The 25,079-nt window shown below is 60.2% G+C and carries 27 protein-coding genes; 8 read left to right on the forward strand and 19 right to left on the reverse strand.

Annotation, left to right across the window (positions count from 1 at the left end):
- Positions 1-109: 109 nt before the first annotated feature.
- Positions 110-619 carry a plant virulence effector HPE1-like domain-containing protein gene (locus AC5YUO_RS04650; RefSeq protein ID WP_496154422.1) on the forward strand — a complete coding sequence of 170 codons (510 nt, stop codon included), beginning with the start codon at positions 110-112 and terminating at the stop codon, positions 617-619.
- Between the two features lie 320 nt (positions 620-939).
- On the forward strand, positions 940-2,763 hold the full coding sequence (locus tag AC5YUO_RS04655; RefSeq protein ID WP_496154423.1) for a methyl-accepting chemotaxis protein: 1,824 nt from the start codon (positions 940-942) through the stop codon (positions 2,761-2,763).
- A gap of 231 nt (positions 2,764-2,994) precedes the next feature.
- On the opposite strand, the gene AC5YUO_RS04660 is transcribed toward AC5YUO_RS04655, so the two are convergent.
- The 15 genes from AC5YUO_RS04660 to AC5YUO_RS04730 all read right to left on the reverse strand — a co-directional run bounded on the left by AC5YUO_RS04660 (position 2,995) and on the right by AC5YUO_RS04730 (position 15,052).
- Positions 2,995-3,480, reverse strand: coding sequence for a 2-thiouracil desulfurase family protein (locus AC5YUO_RS04660; protein WP_496154424.1), 486 nt, complete (start codon positions 3,478-3,480; stop codon positions 2,995-2,997).
- Positions 3,480-3,794 carry a helix-turn-helix domain-containing transcriptional regulator gene (locus tag AC5YUO_RS04665; RefSeq protein ID WP_496154425.1) on the reverse strand — a complete coding sequence of 105 codons (315 nt, stop codon included), beginning with the start codon at positions 3,792-3,794 and terminating at the stop codon, positions 3,480-3,482. Before AC5YUO_RS04665 ends, AC5YUO_RS04660 begins: the two co-directional genes overlap by 1 nt.
- Before the next feature lies 1 nt (position 3,795).
- Positions 3,796-4,128: a type II toxin-antitoxin system RelE/ParE family toxin gene (locus AC5YUO_RS04670; RefSeq protein ID WP_496154426.1), complete on the reverse strand. Its 333-nt coding sequence runs from the start codon at positions 4,126-4,128 to the stop codon at positions 3,796-3,798.
- A 41-nt stretch (positions 4,129-4,169) separates the two neighbouring features.
- Positions 4,170-6,323 (reverse strand): glycine--tRNA ligase subunit beta, encoded by a 2,154-nt coding sequence (gene glyS / locus AC5YUO_RS04675; RefSeq protein WP_496154427.1) that lies wholly within the window; start codon positions 6,321-6,323, stop codon positions 4,170-4,172.
- A 98-nt stretch (positions 6,324-6,421) separates the two neighbouring features.
- Positions 6,422-8,359 carry a DUF2207 domain-containing protein gene (locus AC5YUO_RS04680; RefSeq protein ID WP_496154428.1) on the reverse strand — a complete coding sequence of 646 codons (1,938 nt, stop codon included), beginning with the start codon at positions 8,357-8,359 and terminating at the stop codon, positions 6,422-6,424.
- A 216-nt stretch (positions 8,360-8,575) separates the two neighbouring features.
- On the reverse strand, positions 8,576-9,853 hold the full coding sequence (locus AC5YUO_RS04685; protein WP_496154429.1) for a 3-phosphoshikimate 1-carboxyvinyltransferase: 1,278 nt from the start codon (positions 9,851-9,853) through the stop codon (positions 8,576-8,578).
- Between the two features lie 87 nt (positions 9,854-9,940).
- Positions 9,941-10,492 (reverse strand): LemA family protein, encoded by a 552-nt coding sequence (locus AC5YUO_RS04690; protein ID WP_404500556.1) that lies wholly within the window; start codon positions 10,490-10,492, stop codon positions 9,941-9,943.
- Positions 10,493-10,611: 119 nt separating this feature from the next.
- Entirely contained in the window at positions 10,612-10,992 is a 381-nt protein-coding gene (locus AC5YUO_RS04695) for a hypothetical protein (RefSeq protein ID WP_496154430.1), read from the reverse strand.
- A 110-nt stretch (positions 10,993-11,102) separates the two neighbouring features.
- Complete coding sequence (locus AC5YUO_RS04700; RefSeq protein ID WP_020813609.1) at positions 11,103-12,065, reverse strand: glycine--tRNA ligase subunit alpha; 963 nt, start codon at positions 12,063-12,065, stop codon at positions 11,103-11,105.
- Positions 12,066-12,145: 80 nt separating this feature from the next.
- Entirely contained in the window at positions 12,146-12,562 is a 417-nt protein-coding gene (locus AC5YUO_RS04705) for a PIN domain-containing protein (protein WP_496154431.1), read from the reverse strand.
- Complete coding sequence (locus AC5YUO_RS04710; RefSeq protein WP_496154432.1) at positions 12,559-12,789, reverse strand: AbrB/MazE/SpoVT family DNA-binding domain-containing protein; 231 nt, start codon at positions 12,787-12,789, stop codon at positions 12,559-12,561. Before AC5YUO_RS04710 ends, AC5YUO_RS04705 begins: the two co-directional genes overlap by 4 nt.
- Positions 12,790-12,841: 52 nt before the next feature.
- On the reverse strand, positions 12,842-13,036 hold the full coding sequence (locus AC5YUO_RS04715; RefSeq protein WP_004432742.1) for an NfeD family protein: 195 nt from the start codon (positions 13,034-13,036) through the stop codon (positions 12,842-12,844).
- 20 nt (positions 13,037-13,056) lie between these two features.
- The gene (locus tag AC5YUO_RS04720; protein WP_496154433.1) at positions 13,057-13,923 is read right to left on the reverse strand and encodes a S49 family peptidase; all 867 of its coding nucleotides are present in this window, start codon (positions 13,921-13,923) and stop codon (positions 13,057-13,059) included.
- A 91-nt stretch (positions 13,924-14,014) separates the two neighbouring features.
- On the reverse strand, positions 14,015-14,815 hold the full coding sequence (locus tag AC5YUO_RS04725; protein ID WP_496154434.1) for a tRNA1(Val) (adenine(37)-N6)-methyltransferase: 801 nt from the start codon (positions 14,813-14,815) through the stop codon (positions 14,015-14,017).
- Between the two features lie 6 nt (positions 14,816-14,821).
- Positions 14,822-15,052 (reverse strand): putative signal transducing protein, encoded by a 231-nt coding sequence (locus AC5YUO_RS04730; RefSeq protein WP_020813603.1) that lies wholly within the window; start codon positions 15,050-15,052, stop codon positions 14,822-14,824.
- Between the two features lie 111 nt (positions 15,053-15,163).
- Here AC5YUO_RS04730 and AC5YUO_RS04735 point away from each other — a divergent pair, with 111 nt between their 5' ends.
- The 4 genes from AC5YUO_RS04735 (at position 15,164) to moaB (ending at position 19,652) form a co-directional block, all read left to right on the forward strand.
- Positions 15,164-16,180, forward strand: coding sequence for a polyprenyl synthetase family protein (locus AC5YUO_RS04735; RefSeq protein ID WP_400818300.1), 1,017 nt, complete (start codon positions 15,164-15,166; stop codon positions 16,178-16,180).
- Between the two features lie 189 nt (positions 16,181-16,369).
- A complete protein-coding gene (locus tag AC5YUO_RS04740; protein ID WP_496154435.1) occupies positions 16,370-18,211 on the forward strand; it encodes a tetratricopeptide repeat protein in 1,842 nt (613 codons plus the stop codon).
- 6 nt (positions 18,212-18,217) lie between these two features.
- Positions 18,218-19,102 carry a 4-(cytidine 5'-diphospho)-2-C-methyl-D-erythritol kinase gene (locus AC5YUO_RS04745; RefSeq protein ID WP_496154436.1) on the forward strand — a complete coding sequence of 295 codons (885 nt, stop codon included), beginning with the start codon at positions 18,218-18,220 and terminating at the stop codon, positions 19,100-19,102.
- Positions 19,103-19,112: 10 nt separating this feature from the next.
- Entirely contained in the window at positions 19,113-19,652 is a 540-nt protein-coding gene (gene moaB, locus AC5YUO_RS04750) for a molybdenum cofactor biosynthesis protein B (protein ID WP_496154437.1), read from the forward strand.
- A 150-nt stretch (positions 19,653-19,802) separates the two neighbouring features.
- Here the strand turns inward: moaB and AC5YUO_RS04755 are convergent, their stop codons facing one another.
- A complete protein-coding gene (locus AC5YUO_RS04755; RefSeq protein WP_496154438.1) occupies positions 19,803-20,072 on the reverse strand; it encodes a hypothetical protein in 270 nt (89 codons plus the stop codon).
- Between the two features lie 201 nt (positions 20,073-20,273).
- Here AC5YUO_RS04755 and AC5YUO_RS04760 point away from each other — a divergent pair, with 201 nt between their 5' ends.
- Together AC5YUO_RS04760 and AC5YUO_RS04765 are read left to right on the forward strand one after the other, a co-directional pair.
- Positions 20,274-20,951, forward strand: coding sequence for a winged helix-turn-helix domain-containing protein (locus tag AC5YUO_RS04760; protein WP_400818289.1), 678 nt, complete (start codon positions 20,274-20,276; stop codon positions 20,949-20,951).
- Positions 20,938-22,293, forward strand: coding sequence for a sensor histidine kinase (locus tag AC5YUO_RS04765; RefSeq protein WP_496154439.1), 1,356 nt, complete (start codon positions 20,938-20,940; stop codon positions 22,291-22,293). Before AC5YUO_RS04760 ends, AC5YUO_RS04765 begins: the two co-directional genes overlap by 14 nt.
- A gap of 101 nt (positions 22,294-22,394) precedes the next feature.
- Here the strand turns inward: AC5YUO_RS04765 and AC5YUO_RS04770 are convergent, their stop codons facing one another.
- The 3 genes from AC5YUO_RS04770 to AC5YUO_RS04780 all read right to left on the reverse strand — a co-directional run bounded on the left by AC5YUO_RS04770 (position 22,395) and on the right by AC5YUO_RS04780 (position 24,970).
- Positions 22,395-23,270, reverse strand: coding sequence for a dienelactone hydrolase family protein (locus AC5YUO_RS04770; protein WP_496154440.1), 876 nt, complete (start codon positions 23,268-23,270; stop codon positions 22,395-22,397).
- Positions 23,271-23,389: 119 nt separating this feature from the next.
- On the reverse strand, positions 23,390-24,418 hold the full coding sequence (adhP, locus tag AC5YUO_RS04775; protein ID WP_004432721.1) for an alcohol dehydrogenase AdhP: 1,029 nt from the start codon (positions 24,416-24,418) through the stop codon (positions 23,390-23,392).
- Between the two features lie 150 nt (positions 24,419-24,568).
- Positions 24,569-24,970, reverse strand: a complete 402-nt coding sequence (locus AC5YUO_RS04780) for an MAPEG family protein (RefSeq protein ID WP_496154808.1) — start codon at positions 24,968-24,970, stop codon at positions 24,569-24,571.
- Between the last annotated feature and the right edge of the window lie 109 nt (positions 24,971-25,079).

Below are 25,079 nucleotides of genomic sequence, written 5' to 3' on the forward strand. Positions count from 1 at the left end.
CAAGTTTGCTGACCTGATGGAAACGAAACATCGGTAATACTTGCCCGAACATTGAATGGCGCAACGTGTCTGAAACATGAGGCCGCGCCGTCACTTCGGGGGTTTTTCGATGCGTCGTCTTTTTCTGACAGCCGTTATCGCGCTGACCGGCGGGTCGGCGATGGCATCTTCCATCGAATATATAAACGGCGTGCATGTGACCAATGGCAGCTTCGTTCGCCTCGATTGCGCGGGCTGCCAGCCCGTGAAGGGCAAAACCGTGGCGCAGGAATATGCCGTTCCCTCCATTGAGCCGGGCACGCAGCACACGGAAATGCGCGAAGTCGATGGCAAACGCACCCTGGTGCGCACCGAAGCCTGGCTTGGTGGGGCGCCCGTCACCTTCGTCAGCACCAATCCCGCCTGGATGGCGGAACCATCCAGTACAGCCATCGCTACCTATGATGGGACAGCACCCGAGGCACATCCCGCTGAAACGGCTTTAACACCTGCCGGCATCGATGTGACGACGACCACGGCGGCCGTCAAGGAAATTTCGACCGAAAACGCGGCCGCGCCGGCCAGCGCCTCGGTCATCGGCACGCCGCAGTTCTCGGATTTCCAGCTGCGCGGCAATTGACCGCCAATAGCGCTTTGATGACAAACGTCAAATAATCGCGCCTTCACTGCATTTACGAGCAACACCGCAACCATGCGGGGAATGTCGCTTTCTCCGCTGCCCATTCTCCCATACATCCTGATAAAGCTTTCGCTAATTAAATATTTATTCAAATTTTTAGCCGCTAAGTGGGTTTATAGTGCGATGCAGCACAGATGAGGCCACGGAGCGGACCTGCGCTTTCGGCCCTTTTACCGCGCATCATGCGCCTCTCCCCTCTCCGAAACATCGGTACCGCGCGGCTTTTTCTGGCGCGCGATCCCAAACGCTTGTGAGCGCCCATGAAGAACCTTTCCATTTCCCGTCAACTGATCGTTCTCGTGGTGGCCCTGATGGCCGCCTTCGCCGTGGCGACCTTCTACCAGCTGAAATCCGCCACCGATGCAATCTATGAGGAGCGCTACGGCATGCTGCGGACGCAGGTGCAATCGGCGATCTCCATCCTGCAATCCTTCCATGACAAGGAAAAGGCCGGGACGCTTTCGCGCGACGAAGCCATGAAACAGGCTTACGCGACCGTCAGCGCCATGCGCTTTACGCCCGACGGTTATCTCTTCGGTTACGACTACGACGTGACGATGAAGTTTCATCCCGATGCGAAGCGGGTCGGCGAAAGCTTCAAGGGCAAGCCCGACAGCAAGGGTTTTGCCTATCGTGACGAACTGGTGCGGCTTGGCCGCAATGGCGGCGGCCAGACCGATTTCTACGGCCCGAAACCCGGCATGGAAGGCAATGATTACGCCAAGAGTTCCTATGCCCTTGCCTTCGAGCCCTGGCAGGTGGTGGTCGTGACCGGCGTTTATATCGATGATCTCAACGCGCAGGTTCGCGGCGAGGTGATGAAGGCGCTGTCGATCGGCGCGATCATCTTCGTGCTGGCGCTTGCCGCGGCTTTCTACGTCATCCGTGGCATTTCCAAACCGCTCGGCGATATTCACCGGGCGCTTGGCGAAGTGGCCAATGAGAACGTCTCGCTCGCCATTCCCCATACAGGCCTCACCAATGAAGTGGGCATGATGGCCAAGGCCACCGCCTCGCTGCAGGACAAGGTGCGCGAGCGCCACGCCATGCAGCGCCGTGAGGAAGAACAGCAGCGGCAGCTTAATGCCGAGCGCCAGAACAATCTCGACATGCAGCGCGACGAGGCGGAATTGCAGGCCCGGGTTGTCACCACCATCGGCGAGGCACTGGAAAAGCTGGCGGGTGGCGATCTGACCGTGCGCTGCGGCGATCTCGGCAACCGTTATGCGGCGCTGCGCGACAATTTCAACGAGGCGCTGACCCATCTCGACGCCGCCATGGCCAAGGTGAATTCCAAGAGCATCGACATTGGCGGCTCGAAGGAGGAGATCCGCAAGGCTTCCAACGAGCTGTCGCAGCGGACAGAGCGGCAGGCCGCGAACCTTGAGGAAACCTCGGCTGCGCTGGATGAACTGACCGTTGCCGTGCGCCAGACGGCGGAAGGTGCAGCTGACGCCGCCAAGCGCGTCACCACCGTCAGCTCGGAAGCCACGCGCAGCGACCGGGTGGTGGAAGAGGCCATCACGGCGATGAGCGGTATCGAACAATCTTCCGACCAGATTTCCAACATCATCGGCGTGATCGACGACATCGCCTTCCAGACCAACCTTCTGGCGTTGAATGCCGGCGTGGAAGCGGCGCGTGCCGGTGAAGCCGGCAAGGGTTTTGCCGTGGTGGCGCAGGAAGTGCGCGAACTGGCGCAGAAATCCGCCGCCGCCGCCAAGGAGATCAAGGACCAGATCGCCCGCTCCTCCGCCCAGGTGGAAAACGGCGTGCGCCTTGTCGGCGAGGCCGGCGATGCGCTGAAGCGCATCTCCGATCAGATCAAATCGGCCAACGAGATCGTCAGCAAGATCGCCCATTCGGCCGCCGAGCAGGATACGACGCTGCGCTCGATCTCCTCGTCGCTCAACCAGCTCGACGTCGCAACCCAGCACAATGCGGCGATGGCGGAAGAAACCACGGCTTCGGCGGAAGCGCTGGCCGTGGACACCGAAGAGCTGCTGAACCTCATCCGCGGCTTCCGCGTCTCCTCCGGCCACCAGCTTCACGGCATGGCGCGCGAGATGCGCATGGCGGGGTGACCACGAACGGTCTCATGCACTCAAGACAAGAATGCCGGGCATAGACCCGGCATTTTTACATGCTTTCCAGTGCTCTCCACGTTCTCAACCCGTTCGGCGTCATCCTCGGGCTCGACCCGAGGATCCACCTCTCCAGCGGGGAATGGATCCTCGCCTCAAGGGCGAGGATGACGGCGGAGAGTATTTACCACATCGAGAAGCAAACAATGGCCGTGTTTGCGTCGCCTCGTCTCAACGTGTCAGCGCATCCAGCACGTCGATATCGGCAGGAGAAAATACGGCAATACCGGCTTTTTCGAGCAGCGCCGCCGTCACGCCGTTGCCCGCATGTTTAACACCCGAAAACGAACCGTCGTAAATCGCAATCGAACCACAGGACGGGCTGCCGTCGATCAGAAGCGCATGGGTGCAGCCATTGGTTCTGGCGAAGGCCAGCGCCTTTTCCGCACCGGCGATGAACTCAGCCGTGACATCCCCGCCTGTCGCCTCCAGCACGCGGGCGCGGCCTTCCAGCACATCGAGACCCGAAGCCCCGTTTTCGATTTCGGCTGGCGGGCGCGGCACGGGCATGCCGCCGGCCATTTCCGGACAGATCGTCACCAGCCTGCCCTCGCTGCGCCAACGGTCAATCGCCGGGTGCGAAAGAGGTTTACCCTTGCCGTCATAACGGACGGGCTGGCCGAGGAGGCAGGCGCTGATGAGGATTTTGGGAACCATCACGCCGCTGCAACAGCAAGATGAATGCCGGCGTTTTTCTGAAGCGCGTGAATGACGTTGAACAGATTATCAGCCCGCGGATTGCCCTTTGGGCCGAACATGCGCATCAGGCTTTTGGCGGGCACATCCACCTGTTCGGACAATGTTTCGAAACCAATCGTGGCATTGATGAAATCCCGCAACACCGCCTTGCCGGTTTCCATATCTCCCTCCAGCAGCAGTTCCACTGCGTCCGACAAGAGGGCAGCACGGAACGCAGGGTCGCTTTCCGCCCGAGCCTTGACCGTCTGTTTGAATTCTCGCGTCAGCGCCATCTTAAGTGCCCTTTTCGATCTTCTTTCTGGCTTTGTAATCCAGCCAGAAGGCCTTGGCCGCTTCGATATCCCCCTGCTGCAGAGACTTGGTACCGCCAATCAGCAGGATTACCAGCTCATCACCATCACGGCCGAAATAGACACGATATCCGGGACCATAATCGATCCGGTATTCGAGAACACCGGATCCGACGGATTTGACATTGGAGAGATTGCCCTGCCCTATTCGGGTCACGGCCACCACTACCCTGGATGCAGCACGCGCATCGATCTCCACGAACCAGCGCCCGAATGGGCTCGACCCGTCCCGGTCCAGGTATTCAACGACCCTCATGGCGCAATGGTAACACAAACATTACCATTGGCAAACATGGCTCACCCGGTGATCTTCGAGAAATCTGCGACCGTTCCGGTGGCCTCGCGGATGGCCTTCAGCAGCGCCAGACGGTTGGCGCGGATGGCCGCATCCTCGTCATTAACGAGCACATCCTCAAAGAACTTGTCGACAGGCGCGCGCAGCGTCGAAAGCGCCTGCATGGCCGAGCGGAAATCCTCGCCTTCGACGGCCTTGGCGGCATCGGCAGAGGCTGTCTTGATCGCCGCGTAGAGCGCCTTTTCGGCATCGAGCTTCAAAAGCTCTTCCGAGACGCCATCGGCGACGACGGTGCCCTTCTTTTCCTCGGCGGCCAGAAGCTGGGTGGCGCGCTTGGCGCCTGCCAGGAGGTTCCTGCCATCCTCGCCGGTGATGAAGGCGGTGAGCGCCTCGACACGGCGGGCGATCATCAGGAGATCATCGGATTCGGGCGTGAGAACGGCGTCAATCAGATCGTAACGGGCACCGAGATCGCGCAGATAAACTTTCAGGCGATCATGGAAGAAGGAGAGAAGGTCCGGGTCCTTCGCAACGCTCAGCAGTGGCAGGCGCACGTTTTTCTCAAGCAGAATGCGCACAACACCGAGCGCTGCACGGCGCAGTGCGAAGGGGTCCTTCGAGCCAGTGGGCTTCTCATCAATGGCCCAGAAACCGACGAGCGTATCGAGCTTGTCGGCCAGAGCGACCGTGATCGCCACCTTGTCGGCCGGCAGGCGGTCGGAGGGGCCTTGCGGCTTGTAGTGGTCTTCGATAGCAGCCGCGACGCTTTCGTTTTCGCCCTGCAGCGCCGCATATTTGCGGCCCATCAGGCCCTGAAGCTCGGGGAACTCGCCGACGGCTTCGGTGCGCAGGTCGGCCTTGGCCAGCACCACGGCGCGGTCCACCAGCGCGGCATCGGCGCCGACAACCGGGGCCAGCGCCTTCGCCAGTTCGCGAATACGGGCCACGCGCTCCCCCTGCGTGCCGAGCTTGGCGTGGAAAGTAACGTTCAGCGCATCGAGCTTGGCCATGCGCTGATCGAGCGGCTTCTTGAGATCGAGGCTGAATTTCGCAGCCGAGTCCTTCAGCGTTTCGAGATCGGGCAGATCGCCCTGATCGCGGTTCCAGAAGTGGCGGGCATCCGACAGGCGGGCGCGCACGACCTTGCCGTTACCGTGGATGATTTCCTTGCCGCCATCGCTCGCCTCGATGTTCGAGATCAGGATGAAGCGGTTGGAAAGGCCTTCTTCCGCACCCTGATTGCGGGTGACGAAACACTTCTGGTTGGTCTTGATGGTAAGGCGGATGATTTCCGCCGGGATCTGCAGATAATCCTCTTCGAAAGTGCCCATCAGCACCTGCGGCCATTCGACGAGGCCGGAGACTTCTTCCAGCAGACCTTCGTCTTCCACCAGATCGAGGCCGTTGGCGAAGGCCAGATCCTTGGCGTCGTGCAGGATGATATCCTTGCGGCGCTCGGCATCGAGAATGACCTTCGCCTTTTCAAGGCTCGAGACATAGTCCTCGAAACGGCGCACGGTAATCGGGCCCGGCGCATGGAAACGATGGCCATAGGTGACGTTGCCGGCGACGATGCCGTCGATGACGAAAGGAATGACCTGCGTTTCATCGTGCTCGGGGCCGAACAGGCAGACGATGGATTGCAGCGGGCGCACCCAGCGCAGGCTTTCCGAGCCCTTGCCTTCGATGCCGGCGTAGCTGGAACCCTTCGGCATGGAGGCCGGGCCGGAGCGCATGGATTTCGGCCAGGGGAAGGAGCGGATGATGCCGGGCATCACTTCCGCAATGATCTCTTCCGCCGGGCGGCCGGGCTTGTTGATGATGGCGACGTAGAAATCGCCCTTCTTCGGATCGGAAACGACCTGCGCTTCCGAGATATCGTTGAGGCCGGCGCCGCGCAGAAAGCCCTCGATGGCCTTTTCATTGGCGTCGGTGCGCGGGCCTTTCTTCTCCTCGCGCACATCGGCGGAGCGGGCGTTGAGGCCGCGAATATCCAGCGTCAGGCGGCGCGGCGTCCAATATTCGCGTGCGCCCTCATAGGTCAGCCCTCTCTCCACCAAGGCATCGGTGACGAGTTTCTTCAGATCGCCCGCCGCCTTGCGCTGCATGCGGGCGGGGATTTCCTCGGAGCGAAGTTCAAGCAGAAGATCGGGCATGGGATCAGGACTTTAATCTGTTGCAAAAGAGTGTCGCGGACTTAGCAAGACCAGCGGCAAAAGTCACCAGCTATCGGTTAAATTACCGCAGGCGCGCATCACCAGCCGCCACCGCCACCGCCGCCGCCCCCGGAGCCGGAAAAACCGCCGCCGCCACCGCCCGAAAAGCTGGAGCCGGAGGAGCTGACTGGCTGAGGAATGGTGGAAGCGATGGTATTGGCCATGGAGGTGGAAAAGCCGCCGATCCTGTCGCCAAAGCTGCCGTAATGGCTGCCCGCATACCAGCCGGGCGCATAAGTTGCAGCAGCGGCACCGGCGGCAGCCGTTGCAAGCCAGGCCTCGAAGGTGCGGCTCCACGGTTTTTCGACGCCCAGCGCCACGGCATAGGGCAGCAATGTCTCGAAATGCTGCGGCGACATGGCCGGCGCGCCGGCCATGTTCATCCGGTCCTTTTCCGCCAGCGTCAGATAGGTTCGGAGACCTTCGATACCGTCCATCAGCTTGCGGCCGAGCGGGGTCGGCGCGCCCATCAGGAACAGGAACAGCGCATTGGTGAGCACGATGCCGCCGATGGCGGCCAGCGCCAGCGACTTGGTGTCATGCGTCACATCCAGCAGGATTTGCGTGGCGACGCCGCCAATGGCCGAAAAGGCCACGAAACCGGCAAAGGCCAGCATGACGATGCCGCCGATGCGCTTGCGCAGCGGTGCGCCGCGCGAGAACTGCCGGCCGATGCCAATCGACAGGATGCTGAAGAAGAAGGCGAAAAAGCCGAAGACGAGGACGGCGGCAATGGCGCTTTCATCGAGATCGCCGAACACCAGCGTCGCGATGATGATGGCGATGCTGAAAAGAATGCCGAAGACGGTGTAACCGGCATTGCTGCGGTAATATTTGCCGCGATGTTCTTTTTCTATCGCCGCGCGGAACTGTTTTCCGACCTTCTCAACCTCCGCGCCATGGGCCTTGTCGATGGTCAGTACCTTGCCCGCACCGCCGATGGCGGAGAGCAGCGTCTTCTGCCCGGTCGGCAGATTGGCAGCGGTTGCCTTTTCCGTGCGGCGAATGACGATGGAATTCTTCAGGTCTTCCAGAACGACGAAACCCTTTACCGCAAGGTCAAGGGCCGAGGCAGAGAGCGCCGTCCAGCCCGCGCCGGAAAAACCGCGATTATCGACATAATTGACCAGAGCCGGGGAAAGCCCTTCCGGCGCATCCCAGCGCGGCACGATCACGCCTCTGGCCGGATCGCGGCCAACGGCGAACCACGCCCGCAGATAATAAAGCAGCACAGCCAGAAGCCCGCCGCCCGAAAGCAGGATGGCGAGATTGTCGCGCAGCCACCAGCCCGCCTCCTGCGAGGTATCAGGCGCGGCAATGGCACCCTTGGGCAGCTTGACGGCGACCGTCATGCCTTCACCCACCGAAAATGGACGGGTGGAGGCGAAAAAGACTTCATTGCCTTCGCTGAGGATGCGGGCATCCTTGCCTTTCGCGCCAAGCGGACCGGTGAAGACGGCTGTATCGGTGGCCTTGACGCCCTGCGGCAGAGTGATGGTCGCGGAAATCTCGCCCATTGGGAACTGCCAGCCATTGCCGGTGACGTTCCAGGTCAGCTCATCATAATCGCTGAAATAACGGATCTGCCGGGCGGTGGTATAGGTGATCTGGAAGATGTGTTCGCCGGTCGGCAGAAAACGGTCGGCGCTGCCGGTATAGATACGGATGCCGCCATCGATACTTTCGGTGCGCCAGTTTTCCGGCGCACCATCGCGCTCCACCGAAACGACGTTGAAATCCACCTTGGTGCGGCGGTTCTTCGCATCCAGCGCATAAAGCGGGAAATCGCGGAAGATGCCGCGCTTGATGTTTTGGCCTTCGGCGCGGGCGGTGATGGTTTCCGTCACCGTCAGCTTGCCATCCGCCGCCACCTCGACGACGGAATGGTAGGAGCGGATGAATTCCTCCGCCAAGGCCGGGAAGGCCACGCCCAGCAAGACGAACAGCGCGAGAAGTCTTGCGGCGATGGTCTTCACGGGCAGTTCTCCTTGAGGGGGCAGAGCGTTTCCGGTTTCAAGTGATGATGAGCAGCACGGTCATTCCGTCATACCGGTCCCCGGATCAAGTCCGAGGATGACCCGGTATCCAGCAGCCGCGCGTCTGCGCGGCTTGAAGAGTCTTTCGCGATCAAGGACTTGATCGCGCTGGATTCCGGCTCAAGGCCGGAATGACGGAAAACCAATACCGTTCTTCTAATGCTGCGGCTCGGCAGCGCTTTCCTTTTCGGTATAGTCGACGCCGAGCGAGGCAAGCGCCTTCCAGTAGCCGGGATAGGTCTTGCCGACGCAGGCAGGGTTCTGGATGGCGATGCCGCCGATCTTCAGGGCCGCCAGCGCAAAGCTCATGGCGATGCGGTGGTCGGCAAAGGTATCGATGGAGGCCTTGACCTTCTGGCCGGCGAGTGCCGGATCGGAATGCACGATCAGGTCGTCGCCTTCCTCATGCGCCAGACCGTCGCGGATTTCGTTAAGGCCGAGCGAGACGGCACGGATGCGGTCGCATTCCTTGACGCGCAGGTTGGCGATGCCGACGAAACGCACCGGCGTCTCGTTGAAGGCGGCCAGAACCGCGATGGTCGGAATGGCGTCCTGCATCTGCGAACCGTCGATTTCGGCGGGCAGGTGCGGAAACTTTGCCATGACGTCGTAGGCCTTGGCATCCGGCTGGGTGAATTTGTCGGCCGGCGTGCCGATATCGATCGCGCCGCCGGTCAGAAGCTCCGCGCCCCAGAGATAGGTGGCGGCGGAGGCATCCGGCTCGATGTGGAAATCGGTGGCCGTGTAACCCGTCGGATGCACGCGCCAGATGGCGTTGCTGACCCGCTCCACCTTGGCGCCGAAGGCTTCCATGGCTGAGGTGGTGAGATCGATATAGCCTTTCGCGCCGATTTCCTCGCCCTTGAGGATGATATCGACAGGCTTGTCGCCGCAGGCCGCCGCCATCAGCAGCGCCGAGACATACTGGCTGGAAAGGTTGGCGTCGATGGTGACGCTGCCTTTCGGGAACCCTGTGCCCTTGCCGCAGACGGTGACGGGCGGGCAACCGGTCGGGGCATCCGCCTCGACACCGAGGGAGCGCAGGGCCTCCACCAGCGGCATGATCGGGCGTTTGCGCATGTGCTCGTCGCCATCGATGATGACGGCGCCATCCACAAGTGCTGCGGCCGCAGTAAGGAAGCGCGTGGCGGTACCGGCATTGCCAAGGAAAAGCGGCTTTTCCGGCTGCTGCAGTGCGCCCGAGCCTTCGACCACAAAGGTCGTCGCATCCGGCTCGGTGACTTTCACGCCCATCTCGCGCAGGGCTTCAGCCATATAAAGCGTGTCGTCGCTTTTCAGTGCACCGGTCAACCGGCTTTTGCCCTTGGCAAGACCAGCCAGGAGAAGCGCACGATTGGTGATGGACTTGGAGCCGGGCGGCTCGACCTTGCCGGAAAGCGGGTGGTCGGGCGGGGTGATGGTCAGTTCGATCATGATTGTCGTCTTGTCAAAGAATGCGGCACGGGGCCGGATTATCGGAATTTGAACGGGAAGTTTTAAGCCGTCGGGAGAGCAGTGCGCTTAGAATTTCACCGTCGGTACGGCGCGGTCGGCCGGGTTCTCGATCTCGAAATAGGGCGCCTTGGCAAAACCGAACTGGCCGGCGACCAGATTGGACGGGAAGCTCTCCACCTTGACGTTGAGATCGCGGGCGGCGCCATTGTAGTAACGGCGCGACATCTGGAGTTCGCCTTCGATGGTTTCGAGCGACCGCTGCAATTCCAGGAAATTCGTATTGGCCTTGAGATCGGGATAGGCTTCGGCGAGGGCAAAAAGCTTGCCGAGCGCCTGCGACAGCAGCCCTTCCGCCTGGGCGCGGCCTTCAACATCGCCCGCCGGCACGGCCTGCGCCCGGTTGCGCAGGTTGATCACCTCTTCGAAGGTGCTCTTTTCATGCGCCGCATAACCCTTCACGGTCTCGATGAGGTTGGGAATGAGATCGGCGCGGCGCTTCAGCTGCACGTCGATGCCCGACCACGCCTCTTCCTTCATCTGCCGCGCCTTGACGAGGCCGTTATAGATGAAGACGACATAAAGCGCGATTGCCGCGATGATTGCCAGCGTGATGAACATGAATTGCGATTCCCAGCTTCGATGCGCGCACGATAGCCGCTCATCGCTGCAAAGTCATGGGGCTTCGCTCATTCTGTCCGTTTTTGCCAGCAGGACAAAACCGCAACCAGTGCTGCGCGTCATTTATTGTAGACGGTGCAGTATAATCTCAGACCGGATGTTTTCCTTACAAAAACCGTGTGTGAGGCAAGCCTGTAGCCACGTTCGGCCCAATAGTCCTTGTTCTCACCCAGATGATTCCAGCCGTCTATTCTCCAGTCGAGCATTTTCGAGTTTTGCGTGTAGTGCATGCGGACGAGCGCGCTACCGACATCGAGAGTCCGTTGGCCGCTGTCCTTGCAATCCATGCGGGTGACGATCATTCCGAAACTACGCAGCTTGTCTGCTCGGCGAAAAGCATCATTGCCGCTCATCCATTCAGTCGTCTCGGCAGCCGCAGCTTTGCCGAGGAAACATGTAAGTATCAATATAGGCAAAAAAACTAAGCTTCTAATATTCATAATCAAATCCATCACGATGTTTCACATAACCAATCAACACAAAATAAAAGGCCGTCAAGAACGGCCTTTCAAATTCATTAGAAGCTTCGGCTTGAATCTGCCTTCAAAAATCAGGCGGCCCTGTTCCAGTTCAGCCCGCCCGCATCCGTCAGCAGGAAGGCTTCGCCGCAGGCCTTGGCCAGCGTGCGCACGCGCAGGATATAGCTCTGGCGTTCCGTGACCGAAATTACGCCGCGCGCATCCAGAAGGTTGAAGACATGGCTGGCCTTGATGCACTGGTCATAGGCCGGGAACACGCATTTGTGCAGGCGCTGATTATCGTTATCACCGGGCGCACCGGCGGCGAGAAGCGCCTGGCATTCCTTTTCGGCGTCGATGAAATGACGATGCAGCATGGCGGTATCGGCAAATTCGAAGTTGTGACGGGAATATTCCTGCTCGGCCTGCAGGAAGACGTCGCCATAGGAAATCTTCTCTTCGCCCTCGCGGCCGTTGAAGTTCAGGTCGTAGACATTGTCGACACCCTGCACATACATGGCCAGACGCTCCAGACCATAAGTCAGTTCGCCCGCAACCGGCGAGCATTCGATGCCGCAGACCTGCTGGAAGTAAGTGAACTGCGAGACTTCCATGCCGTCGCACCAGCATTCCCAGCCAAGACCCCAGGCGCCGAGCGTCGGGCTTTCCCAGTCGTCTTCGACGAAGCGCACGTCATGCAGCAGCGGATCGAGGCCGATCGCCTTCAGCGAACCGAGATAGAGTTCCTGCAGGTTGGAAGGGTTGGGCTTCAGGATGACCTGATACTGGTAATAATGCTGCAGGCGGTTGGGGTTTTCACCGTATCGGCCGTCGGACGGGCGGCGCGACGGCTGCACATAAGCGGCCTTCCACGGCTTCGGACCGAGTGCGCGCAGCGTCGTCGCCGGATGAAACGTACCCGCGCCCACTTCCATATCATAGGGCTGCAGCACCGCGCAGCCCTTGTCGGCCCAGTAATTGTGCAGCGTCAGGATCAGGGCCTGAAAGGAACGCTTCGGGTTCATATGGTCGGGAACATCGGTCATTGCAGTCATCGCGGCGTTAGGAGGACAAGTAAGCATTGACTTACTTCGGATGCGGACTGGTGCCACGGCGTGGCCTGAGGGTCAAGGTTTTATGCGTGGAGGCGGGAAGTGAAGGGGTTGACGATCTTCGTCCGCCCTTCGACGGTGAGACCGTCATGCATGTCTTCGGAGAGGAAGACGGCGCTTTCAGCTTCCAATGCGGCGGCCAGCATCAGGGCGTCATAAAATGCGACACTGTATCGCTCTGCGACATCAAGCGCGGCCAAGTGAATAGACACATCCAGCGGCACAATCCGCGCGGCGGCCGTTCTGAAATCTTCCAAAGCAGAGCGTATGATGCTCCACTCCATTCGCAATTTTCTCCGCGCTACGACTGAGAACTCGTTAAGCGCCTGCACACTGGTGATGAAGGGCTGCGATATAATCGCATTGGCCACCTCCGAGTGTCGGTCGGAGGTTGAAGCATAGACCAGAATATTGGTGTCAACGAAGGGCGTCCCGCTCAACGCTCATTCGCCTCGTCGCGATCAAACCTGTAGTCAGCCGGCAAGGTCCAGCGGAGGGCCCGAATTTTCTCCAGTGCCTGACGCCGTTCGTCTTCAGTCGGCGTTTGAGCAAGGGGTACAGTCGGGGTCACAACATCCACCTCGTCGCCTTCCTTGATATGCAAAGCTTCCGCGACATCCGCCGGGATGCGGACCGCAAGACTGTCGCCCCATTTCGTGACGCGCATGGATGCCTCCTATCGACAAAGAGACTATAGCAAATTCCGCGTTACAGGAAAATTACGCCTCATCCTCGCGCTTCACGCGGTATTCGCCGGTTTCCGGGTCCTTGATCAGCGTGCCGATGGCGCCGGTCTCGCGTTCCTTCTCGCGCTGTTTCGATTTCGCCGAAAGCTTTTCCGCATCGCGGACGAAGCGGCGGTAGAGAATGACGGATCCCACCACCAGAAGAATAATTGTAATGAGCTGCGCCATAAGGCTTTATTCCCGCGACATCATAGACCGAAACGCGACCACAATGCCTTTTCTTCGGCGACCTCCGCAAGCCCCGAGACGGCGCCGGCGGCGAGCCTTTCGGCATTCACGTCCAGCGCCGCATTCACGCCCGGCACCTTTTTGCCGAACAGGGTGCGCCCGCCGCTGACGAGCTGAAGCTTGACCTTTTCGCCGTAGCGGCGGCGCAGAACCTCGCGCATGTCGCCCAGCCCGTCGATCAGGCCGAGGTCGAGGCCGCGCATGCCGGTCCAGAACAGGCCGGAGAAGATCGCCTCGTCGCCCTTCAGTTTCGAGCCGCGGCGCATCTTGACCATATCGATGAAAACATTGTGGATTTCGACCTGAAGCGACTTCAGGTAATCGATATCGCCTTCCTTTTCGGGCTGGAAGGGATCGAGGATGACCTTGTTCTCGCCGGCCGTATAGACACGGCGCTCCACGCCGATCTTCTTCAGCATTTCCGGAAAACCGAAACCGCCGGAAACGACGCCGATCGAACCGACGATGGAGGTGGGATCGGCGATGATTTCATCACCGGCAAGCGCGATCATGTAACCGCCGGAGGCCGCAACATCCTCCACGAAGATCAGAACCTTCTTTTCCTTTTCCTCGGCAAGCTGGCGAATGCGGTTATAGATCATCCGCGCCTGCACCGGCGAACCGCCGGGCGAGTTGAGCGAAATGGCGACGGCCGGGGCATCCGTGACGGCGAAGGCCTTTTCCAGAAGCGGCGCATAGGAGGCGAGATTGAGGGCGGGGCGGAACTGGTTGCCGCTGGCCATGATCGCGCCATGCATGCGCACCACCGGGATGACGAGCTCTTTTTTACGAAAGCGTTTCGGCACCAGATACTTCAGAAAACCCACTACTCAATCCTCGCAGCATTTATCCGTTCGTCACGGATGTATGTATCGCCCCGGAAAACACAATGGTTTGCGGCTGGCGGAACCACGATATTTACGACGCGGGCCGGATTGCCCTTACATGACGCGAATAGGCAACGCGGCCGTTATTCAGGTCATCGACGAAGGGGGTGAAGGCATGGCTGCCGGTCTCATGCATGGTGAGAGGCGCGCGGAAGGACAGCCGCGCCCGGGAACCCTTGATGGCGGTGACGAGCATACGCACCGCGTCCTCACCGGGACGCGGATGGATGAGGGTGATTTCGATGCCGCCGAAACGGCTGCCGCAGGCGTCGATGATCTCCGCCACGGATTGCGGCCTTGAAATCAGGGAAAGCTGACCGCCCGGAACCATGATCGCGCCCGCGGACCTGATCCAGTCTTCGAACAGGCCTTCCGTCATGGCGTGCGCTTCCGCCTTCAGGGCATCCGGCGTGCGGCGGTCGCCCGCATCGTTATAGGGCGGGTTCATGATCACGTGATGGAAATAATCATCGGGCAATCCCGCTTCGGCGCGTGCTTTCGCCCGCAGGGTCACATCCGCCTCGCGCACATTCACCCGAGCGGAAAAAGCGGCATTGTCAGGCAATTCGAGGCTGCGGCGGGCAAATTGCGCCATTTCCGGCGAGCGCTCGTAGAGCGTCACCTCGGCCTTTTCGAGCCGCGCCGCAACCGCCATGCCCGCAGCTCCCGCACCCGCGCCGAGATCGGCTATCCGGCAGGCACGCCCATCCGCCACCAGTGACGCCAGGAGCATGGCGTCCATGCCGGCCCGGTGCCCCCTGCCCTTCGGCTGGATGATGTGAAACCGACCCCGGTGAAAGGCGTCGATCGTTTCGGAAATGCCGTCGACCACCGCCGCTCAAGCCTCTTCGTTGCGCAATTCGTCGCCGAGCCCCGCATCGATGAGAATGCGGCGGGCCTGATCGGCGCGATCTTCTTCCACCAGAAACCTTCGCGGCAAAAGACCGAGCGATCCCTCCAGAATGCTCATCGCCTGATCGGCGATGAGGCAATGGATGCCGGCATCCCTCATCAGGCTTTCGGCGAAGGAGAGCAGCACGGCATCGTTGGTTCGGATCAGTTCACGCATGGATAGACCTTAAATTCCCATCTTTTTGAATGGCTAGCGGCAATTCGCCCCTTGCCGCGCAAGGCGTCAGTTTTTATTGTCGAATTCAAATTCGAACTGGAGTCCTGTCCCTTGGGCGTCGTCATACCGCTTGAAGAAAGCAAAAACAAACTCGCATCCGTCAAGCCGCTTGTCGACCTGACCCGCCCCGATATGGAACGGGTGAACCAGCTTATCCTTTCCAAGGCCGGTTCCGATGTCCAGATGATACCCGAGGTGGCCAACCATCTCATCTCCTCCGGCGGCAAGCGGCTGCGGCCGATGCTGACGCTCGCGTCGGCCTCGATGTTCGGTTACGAGGGCGATCACCACATCAAGCTCGCCACCAGCGTGGAATTCATGCATACGGCGACGCTGCTGCATGATGATGTGGTGGATGAAAGCGACCTGCGACGCGGCAAATCCACCGCCCGCACCATCTGGGGCAACCAGGCGAGCGTTCTCGTCGGCGACTTCCTGCTCGGCCAGGCCTTCCGCATGATGGTGGATGTCGGCTCTCTCGATGCGCTCGACGTGCTGTCCACCGCCGCCTCGGTGATCGCCGAAGGCGAGGTGCTGCAGCTTTCCGTCGCCAAGAACATGGAAACGACCGAAGACGATTATCTGCAGGTGATTCGCGCCAAGACGGCCGCCCTTTTTGCGGCGGCGGCGGAAGTCGGCCCCATCGTCGCCAAGACCGACAAGGCGACCCGCAGCGCACTGAAATCTTACGGCATGAATCTCGGCCTCGCCTTTCAGCTGGTCGACGATGTGCTGGACTACGGTGGAAAATCCGCCGATCTCGGCAAGAATACCGGTGATGATTTCCGTGAAGGCAAGATCACCCTGCCGGTCATCCTGTCCTATCGTCGCGGCACGCAGGACGAGCGCGCCTTCTGGCGCAACGCCATCGAAAAGGGCGAAAGCAGTGACGAGAACCTCGAAAAAGCGCTGGGCCTGATCACCAAGTACAACGGTCTTGGCGATACGATCGGCCGCGCCACGCATTACGGCACCATCGCCCGCGATGCGCTCGCACCGCTGCCACAGAGCCCCTGGAAAGATGCGCTTCTGGAAGTGATCGACTTCTGCATCGAGCGTCTGAACTGACGCCACAGGCCGGGCGAAAGGCGGATGGAAAAGACCGTCCGCCCAAGGTTCCGGGCCAGCTTCTCCGCAAGGCGTGATTGTGGCCGGGGCCATAATTTCTTGCGGGGCTGCTTCAAAAAAGCCATTCTATCGTGACCAACAATGGAAACTGATTTTTCCGTGCTTCTGCACAAAGGCAAAGGTTCCCTCATGCGGCGTAAACCAGCACTCCGTCTTCTCTGCAGCGCGGCTCTTGCCGCTGCTCTCGCAATCGGCGCGGGTGCGAGCCCCGGCTTTGCGGAGACGAAGGCGACACCGGAAGACAAGGCCGTTACGTTCGATCCCGGCAAGGTGAACACCTTCTCCGGCGCCTTCCTCGCCGGACGCAATGCCGATGTCGATCAGGATTATCCCACCGCGATTTCGCTTTACAAGAAGGCACTGGAATTCGATCCGGCCAATACGGAAATCCGCCAGCGGCTGATGATCGCCGAACTTCTGAGCGGCAATTTCGAGGCCGGCGCCAAGATCGCCGATTCGATGAAGGACGATACCTCGGTGGAGCGCGTGACGACCATCGTGCGCGGTCTCGACGCCATCAAGGACAAGGAATTCACCAAGGCCGAGAAAACCCTGAAATATACCGGTCCGAACGATCTCGACCGCATGGTCAACACGCTTTTGACCGCCTGGGCGCGTGCCGGTTCCGGCAAGCCGAAAGAAGCGCTGGCGCTGGTCAACAATATGAAAGGCCCGGGCTGGATCTCGATCTTCCAGAAATACAATGCGGCGGCCATTGCCCTCGTTTCCGGCAATACTGAAGCGGCCCGCAAAAGCCTCAATGAAGCAGTGACTGATCGCGAAGGCGGGGCAACCGCCTCCGATACCTATATGCGCGCGGTGATGGCGCTTGCCCGGCTGGAGGCTTCCGCCGGCAACAAGCAGAAGGCGCTGGATGCGATTGCGGTCGGCGACACTTTCGCGCCGAATTACGCGCCGCTGAAAGCGCTTCGCCAGTCCATCGAAAATGGTGAAAAGCCGGAACAGCAGATCACCAATGCCGTGGAGGGCGCCGCCAGCGTCATGTTCTCCATCGCCGGCGCGCTGAACCGCGAAGGCGCCGAAGAGATCGTGACGCTTTATCTGCAGACGTCGCGCGCGCTCGATCCCAAGAGCCCGGATACGCTCATCCTTCTCGGTGGCCTGTCCGAAGTGCTGAAACAGCCTGACCGCGCCATTGCCTTCTACCGCGAGGTGCCGAAGGACTCCCCCATGTATCGCATCTCCGAGCTGCAGCTCGGACTGACGCTCGCGCAGACGGGCAAGGTGGATGAGGCGCGCAAGCATCTCCAATCCCTGCTCGAATCCGATCCGAAGGACATTCGTTCCTATCTCGCCTATGGCAGCGTGCTTTCCGATGCCAAGGACTACAAGGCGATGGCCGAGAACTACGACAAGGCCATCGAGGTGATCGGCTCCGTGCCGCAGAAATCCGACTGGTCTGTCTTCTTCCAGCGCGGCATCGCCTATGAGCGGCTGAAGGAATGGGACAAGGCCGAGCCGAATTTCAAGCGGGCGCTGGAGCTGAACCCCGAACAGCCACAGGTGCTGAACTATCTGGGTTATTCCTGGGTGGACAAGGGCATCAATCTCGATGAAGGCATGAAGATGATCAGCCGCGCCGTCGAACTTCGGCCGAATGACGGCTACATCGTCGATTCGCTCGGCTGGGCGCATTATCGCCTTGGCGCTTTCGATGAAGCCGTGACCGAGCTGGAGCGGGCGATCGAACTGAAAGCCGGCGATCCGACCATCAACGACCATCTGGGCGACGCCTATTGGCGGGTCGGCCGCAAGATCGAGGCGGTTTATCAGTGGAACCGCGCATTGATCGGCGACAGCGACGACGTGGACAAGGCCAAGGTGAAGGAAAAGATCGCCAACGGCCTGCCGCCGGTGGAAAAAGATGCCGAAAATACCGCCAAGAAGGAAGTCGCGCCACAGCCGCCGGCTCCTCCGGCACCGGCTGCCACTCCGGACAAGAAATCCTGACGCCGCATGCGCGGACATGAGGTTTCCGGGGCCACCGAGACCATCGAGGCGGCCCCGGCCAAGATCAATCTGGCACTGCATGTGACCGGCCAGCGAGCGGATGGGTATCATCTGCTCGAAACGCTGGTGACCTTTACCGAAGCCGGCGACACGATCCGCATTCGCGACGCCGATGCCGACAGTTTCTCCATCTCGGGCCCCTTTGGCGATCTTTTGCGCGCCGGCGATGGCGGCGATAACCTCGTCACCCGCGCCAGAGACCTGCTGCGCGATGCGCTCGCATCGACGCGTCAACCCGCCCCCCCGGTCGCCATTCATCTTGAAAAGAACCTGCCGGTGGCTTCCGGCATCGGCGGCGGCTCGGCGGATGCGGCGGCGACGTTGCGGGGGCTTTTGCGGCACTGGGGTGCCGGGATCGCACCGGATGCGCTTGCATCCATGGCGCTGACACTCGGGGCCGATGTGCCGATGTGCCTTGAGAGCCGGTCGCTGATCGCGCGCGGCATCGGCGAGGACATCGAACCGATCACCGATCTGCCGGAACTATCCATGGTTCTGGCCAATCCGCTGAAAGCGGTCTCGACGCCGGAGATTTTCCGGCGATTGCAGAACAAGACCAATCCACCGCTGCCCGCCCCTGCGACGATTGGCTGGATGGATTTCCTCGCCCAAAGCCGTAACGATCTGCAGCCGCCGGCACAGGCGTTGCTGCCGGAGATTAGGGAGATCATCGGGTTGCTTTCGCAGGAAGGTGCGGCGCTTGTGCGCATGTCCGGTTCGGGAGCAACCTGTTTCGGGATTTTTCATTCCTTCGATGCCGCCCAAAACGCGGAAACATCGCTTCGGAAGAAACGTCCCGGCTGGTATTTTCAGGCGACGCGGACCATTTGAGGATAAGGCCATGGCAGGCGATAGACCCTTCATTCCCCTCGGCATTGCGGTTTTGACCGTTTCGGACAGCCGCACGCTGGAGAATGACAAATCCGGCGATACGCTCGTCGCAAGGCTGGAAGAAGCGGGCCACAGGCTCGCGGCCCGCGCCATTGTGCCTGACGACAGGGCAGCGATTGCCGGCACCGTGCGCGACTGGACGCTCTCTGAAGGCGTGGATGTGGTCATCACCACCGGCGGTACCGGCTTTACCGGCCGCGACGTGACGCCGGAGGCACTGGAGTCGCTGTTCGAAAAGCGCATGGACGGGTTTTCCGCCCTCTTCCACCGCATCTCCTATGACAAGATCGGCACCGCCACCATCCAGTCGCGCGCGACCGGCGGCGTGGCGAACGCGACCTTCATCTTCGTCCTGCCCGGCTCCCCCGGCGCCTGCAAGGATGCCTGGGACGGCATCCTCAAGGCCCAGCTCGATTATCGCCACCTGCCCTGCAATTTCGTGGAGATCATGCCAAGGCTTGACGAGCATTTGAAGCGCGGCAAAAGCTGAAATCCGCATCGCTCGCCAAGCCGCAATATAGTTCGTTTTTGCGGCCGCTCATCCGTAATGCGGCTGACGCTTCGCGGTAATATGGGTTGTTGCCGCGACGCGGATAAGCTCGGCGGCCTCTAACCGCCGAGCGTGCCGTCATCATAAAGCTTATCGGCGGTTGCGGTCGCGAAGCTCGGCCGACGGGTCGATCATCATGGAGGTGTCGAAACGGCTGTTCGTACGTTCGACCATGCCGTTGTCGAGCACGCGGAAACGAACTTCCGGGTTGGAGGCTGATATCGCCGTATCGCCGGCATTTGCGTGATCCTGGATGATCTTTGCAATCGGCGAAGCAGTGTCGCTGAGAATACCATTTGCAAAGGCGGTAGAGGTTGCGGCAATCAGGGCGAAGGCGGCGATGGTCAGATTTTTGATCATGGTCTAGATCCTCATAACGGGTAACACTGCGACTTGCAGCATCGTGAAAGTAAAACCCCGGATTTTCAGCCACCTGTCGCCAACTATACAAATTTGTAAATCTGCAGATCCGTGAAATGCCACAATAAGGCCCGATTTACGGCGTGACCAGAACCAGCCGCCCCATAGAAAAAATCCAATTTTCAGGCAACGTCATCATCCATGAAAATACTTCTTGTAGAAGACGACAATACAACCGGAAACTATATTACGAAGGGGCTGACCTCGGCTGGCCATACGGTCGACTGGGTCAGGGACGGGCGTGACGCACTGGCTGCGGGACTGGATGGGGGATATGACATCGCCGTTGTTGACCGCATGATCCCAGGCCTCGACGGCCTCAATCTGGTCAAGAGCCTGCGTGCGGCTTCGATACGCGTTCCCATCCTTTTTCTGACGGCGATGAGCGGTGTTGATGACCGTGTCGAAGGGCTGGAAGCCGGCGGCGACGACTATCTGGTAAAACCGTTCGCTTTCTCGGAATTGACGGCCAGGATCAATGCTCTCGTTCGGCGGCCGCCCATTGCCACGGAGAAGACGCGCCTGCGTGTCGGCGACCTCGAAATGGACCTCGTCACCAGAACAACGTCGCGCGGAGGACAGCGGATCGACCTCTTGCCACGCGAGTTCTCGCTTCTGGAACTGCTTATGCGCAACGAAGGTCGAATCCTGACGAAAACGATGTTTCTCGAAAAAATCTGGAACTTCAATTTCGACCCGCAAAGCTCCGTCGTGGAGACACATATCAGCCGGTTGAGGGCGAAAATCGACAAGCCTTTCGATCAGCCGCTTCTGCATACGGTCAAGAACACGGGTTATACGCTTCATGCCCGGCGGTAGCTTTCTCAAGAGCACCGCCGTCAGGCTGGCGGTCATCTACATCGTCCTGTTCGTCACGGCATCGCTTGGCGCGAACATCGCGGCCTATCAGATGGTCGTCAGTTTCCTTGATGAACGCCTGAACGCCAATGTCCAGGAGCGTTACCGGGAGATCGCATCGGCCTTCGACGCACGCGGCCTTCAGGGCGCCGTGGACATGATCGACAATCATGGCCCCGCCATCCGGGGGCAGGAGACCATCTACGCATTGCGCAGCCCGGCGGGAGAACTGCTGGCGGGAAGCAATCGGTTTTCGGACACCCCATCCGGTTATTCGATCCTTGAACCTGACGACCATCACGGCAGTGTTTCCCACTACAAGCTTTTCAAGGGTCCCCTGGGGCCGAACACTCTCGTGGTGGGGATCAACTCCGGGGACACCGACGAACTGGCCCGCATCGTTCTCATCAGTTTCGGCTGGGCGACCGCGATCGTTCTTTCCATGGGAATGGCGGGGGCCGCCATATTGGCGTACCGAACGCGCCACCGCATCTCGTCGCTGACGCAAATTGCCCACGCTATCGGACATGGCGAGCTTTCAAAACGACTTCCGGTGTCGTCACGCATGGATGAAATCGACATATTGTCAGCGGAAATCAATGTGGCTCTGGCAAGACTGGAATCCAGCGTCGCGGCATTGAAGCAGGTAACCACCGACGTCGCCCATGACCTCAAGACCCCGATCGGCCGGACATTCCTCGTGCTGGAGGATGCACTCAATGCGCATGCGGTAGACGAGATGAGGATCGGCGTCGAGACCGCTCTTGAGGAGTTGCGGTCCATAGCCAATACGTTCGACGCTCTTCTGCGGATTGCCCAGATCGAAGCGCGAAGCAGAACGGCTCGATTCACCGCCTTCGATCTTTGCGATGTCGTCGGCGAAATCTACGAAACCTACGAGGTTATTGCGGCAGAAGAAGGCTATCAGCTGACGATGCGCGATGCCGTAAACGGCGGCTGGATCGATGGCGACCCTGATCTCATTCGCCAATTATTGACGAACCTGTTGTCCAACGCCATGCGACACACCCCCGTCGGATCAAGAATTTGGCTCGACGTATCACGCGAAGACGGACAGGTACTGTTAAATATCGCCGATAACGGGCCGGGCATTTCAGATGAAGACCGGGCGCAGGTGTTCGACCGGTTCTATCGCGTCGAAAAAAGCAGAACCACCGCGGGATCCGGCCTTGGCCTGAGCCTTGTCAAAGCCATAGCGGAATTACACGGTTCCGCCGTGACGCTTGCGGACAACAATCCCGGTTTGCGCGTGGTTGTTCGGTTTCAGGAGCTGCGCGCGTGAGGCAGGCTCTGGTTTGCTTCTTTTCGAAAGCCTGCGTGGGTCCATGCTGCAGCCTTCCAGTCTTCCGAAAGGCTGCACCATAACAGACCGAATATGACGGGCTATGCCAGATATTTCCGGAAGAAATCCGTTGTCCGTCCCCAGGCGAGATCAGCGGCCGCCTTGTCGTAACGCGCCGAGGACGTGTCATTGTTGAAGGCGTGGTTGACGCCGTCATAGACGAAGATTTCAAAGGTCTTGCCGTTTTCCTCCAGCGCCTTTTTATAGGCATCGATACCGGCATTGATGCGCTCGTCGAGACCCGCATAATGCAAAAGCAGCGGCGCCTTGATGGCGGGCACATCGGCCGCCGGGGCCTGCTGGCCGTAATAGGCGACGCCGGCATTCAGGCCAGCCGATTTGGTGGCGAAACGGTTGACCAGCCCGCCGCCCCAGCAGAAACCGACTGCACCGACCTTGCCATTCGCCCCCTGCCTTGCGGCAAGCCATACCCGGCCCGCTTCGGCATTGGCGACGGTCGCATCCATGTCGAGACCACTGAACATCTGCCGCGCCTTTTCCTCATCGGCGGGCGTACCGCCCTGCGGCGAGAGGAAATCGACTGCAAGCGCCCGGAAACCGGCAAGCGCAACACGTCTCGCCACATCACGGATATGGTCGTTCAGACCGCGGTTCTCGTGGATGACGATGACCGAGCCGATGGGGCCGGAGGCCGATTTCGGCGTAACGAGGTAACCCTTCATCTCGCCACCGGGGGCGGGATAAGTGACCTCCTCGGCGACGACCCTGTCGTCATCGGCCGCGATGACGGCCGCACGGGCGCTATTGGCGGAAAGAAGCGGGGCGATGGCCGCAGCAGCCGCACCCGACCCAGCCAGCACGGTGAGTTTTTCCATGAATTTACGGCGGTCGAGGCTGAGATGGGTATATTCATCGTAAGCGTCGATCATGGCCTGCGTGATCTTGGGCTTGTCCATCGCTTTATCCTCCTTGAACGCGCGGATGCGGAAGGATAGCGCAGATCGCAGGGCGGGGAATGAGGCGGGGGCAAGCGGCGTCACACATTTGCGTGAGCGCCGCAAACCGGGTTTTCCAATCAGGCGGCGAGGTCCACGACGATACGGCCGTCGATCTTGCCCTCTTCCATGCGGTGGAAGATATCGTTGATGTTTTCGAGCTTGTCCCAGGAGAAGTGGGCGGCCACCTTGCCTTCACCGGCAAAGGTCAGCGCCTCCTCCAGATCCTGCCGCGTGCCGACGATGGAGCCGCGCACCGTGATGCGCTTCAGCACCGTGTCGAACACCGGAATGGAGATGAAGCCCGGCGGCAGGCCGACAAGCGCCATGGTGCCCTTGGAGCGCAGGAAGCCGTAAGCCTGCTCCATGGCCTTGGGCGACACCGCCGTCACCAGCGCGCCATGGACGCCGCCGGTCGCCTTCTGCACCTGCTCCACCGCGTCAGGCGCGCGGCCATTGACGGTGACATCGGCCCCGAGTTTTTTGGCGAGCGCCAGCTTGTCGTCGAAAATATCGGCGGCAACGACATGCATGCCCATGGCCTTGGCATATTGCACGGCCATGTGGCCAAGCCCGCCAATGCCTGAAATGACCACCCACTCACCGGGCCTGACTTCGGTTTCCTTCAAGCCCTTATAGACCGTGACACCGGCGCAAAGCACGGGTGCGGCGGGGCCGAAGTCGAGATTGTCAGGCAGGCGGCCGACGAATTTCGGATCGGCGAGGCCGTATTCGGCAAAGCTGCCATTGACGGAATAGCCGGAATTCTTCTGGCTCGGGCACAGCGTTTCCCAGCCGGTGCGGCAGGGGATGCAGCATCCGCAGGCGGTATAGAGCCAGGGCGTGCCGGCGCGGTCGCCTTCCTTGATGCCGGTGACGCCGGCACCGATCTTGGCGACATAACCGACGCCTTCGTGGCCGGGGATGAAGGGCGGGTTGGGCTTGACCGGCCAATCACCCGTTGCGGCGTGCAGGTCGGTGTGGCAAATGCCCGTCGCCTTGTAGTTGATGAGAATTTCACCGGGGCCGGGATCCGGTATCGCCACTTCCTCGATGGTCAGCGGTTTTCCAAACGCGCGGACGACGGCTGCCTTCATTGTCTTAGCCATGACATGCTCCCTAATCTCTGCTCGCCTGAAATCCTCGACGGCGAGGCAGAGATTAACGGGGATGGGGCGTCATGGAATTGACCCATCGCAAATCGAAGCATTTTGCGAGGCGGGATTGTCTCACTTATGAGGCAACCTCACGGTGCTGATTTATTCCAGCGCCAACCATATGGCGAGCCATGCCCACAGGCAGACGACCAGTGCGAAGCCGATGCCGAACAATGCGCCACGCTGGCGCAGGCGGTTGCTGGTGACGTGGACATAGGAATGGGCATAACGCGAGAGCACGAACAGCCATGCCAGAACAACGGTGACGATATTGTCCGCATCCGTGATGTAGAGCAGCAGGCAGGCGATGTGAAACAGCACCGGCAATTCGAACTGGTTGGCGATGTTGCGGTTCACCAGATGGCTTTCGCGCGCCTCCTCGCCCCGGTCGCGCAGCTTGATCGCCGATTCGCGATCCTTGAAGGTGTATTTGTTACGCCGGACGATCAGAAGCCCGTAAAGGCACAAGACCAGAAAGACATGGGCGATCATCGGCCAGAACATTGCGGTCGTGGGTGACATGCTTTCTTCTCCAATCATGAAAACGCTCCCCGATCCGGCATGAATCGGGGAGCGCCAAATACTCGGTATCCTTTTACGGATTCACCTCGAA

The sequence above is a fragment of the Agrobacterium sp. LEGMi-208b genome, from assembly GCF_059511785.1.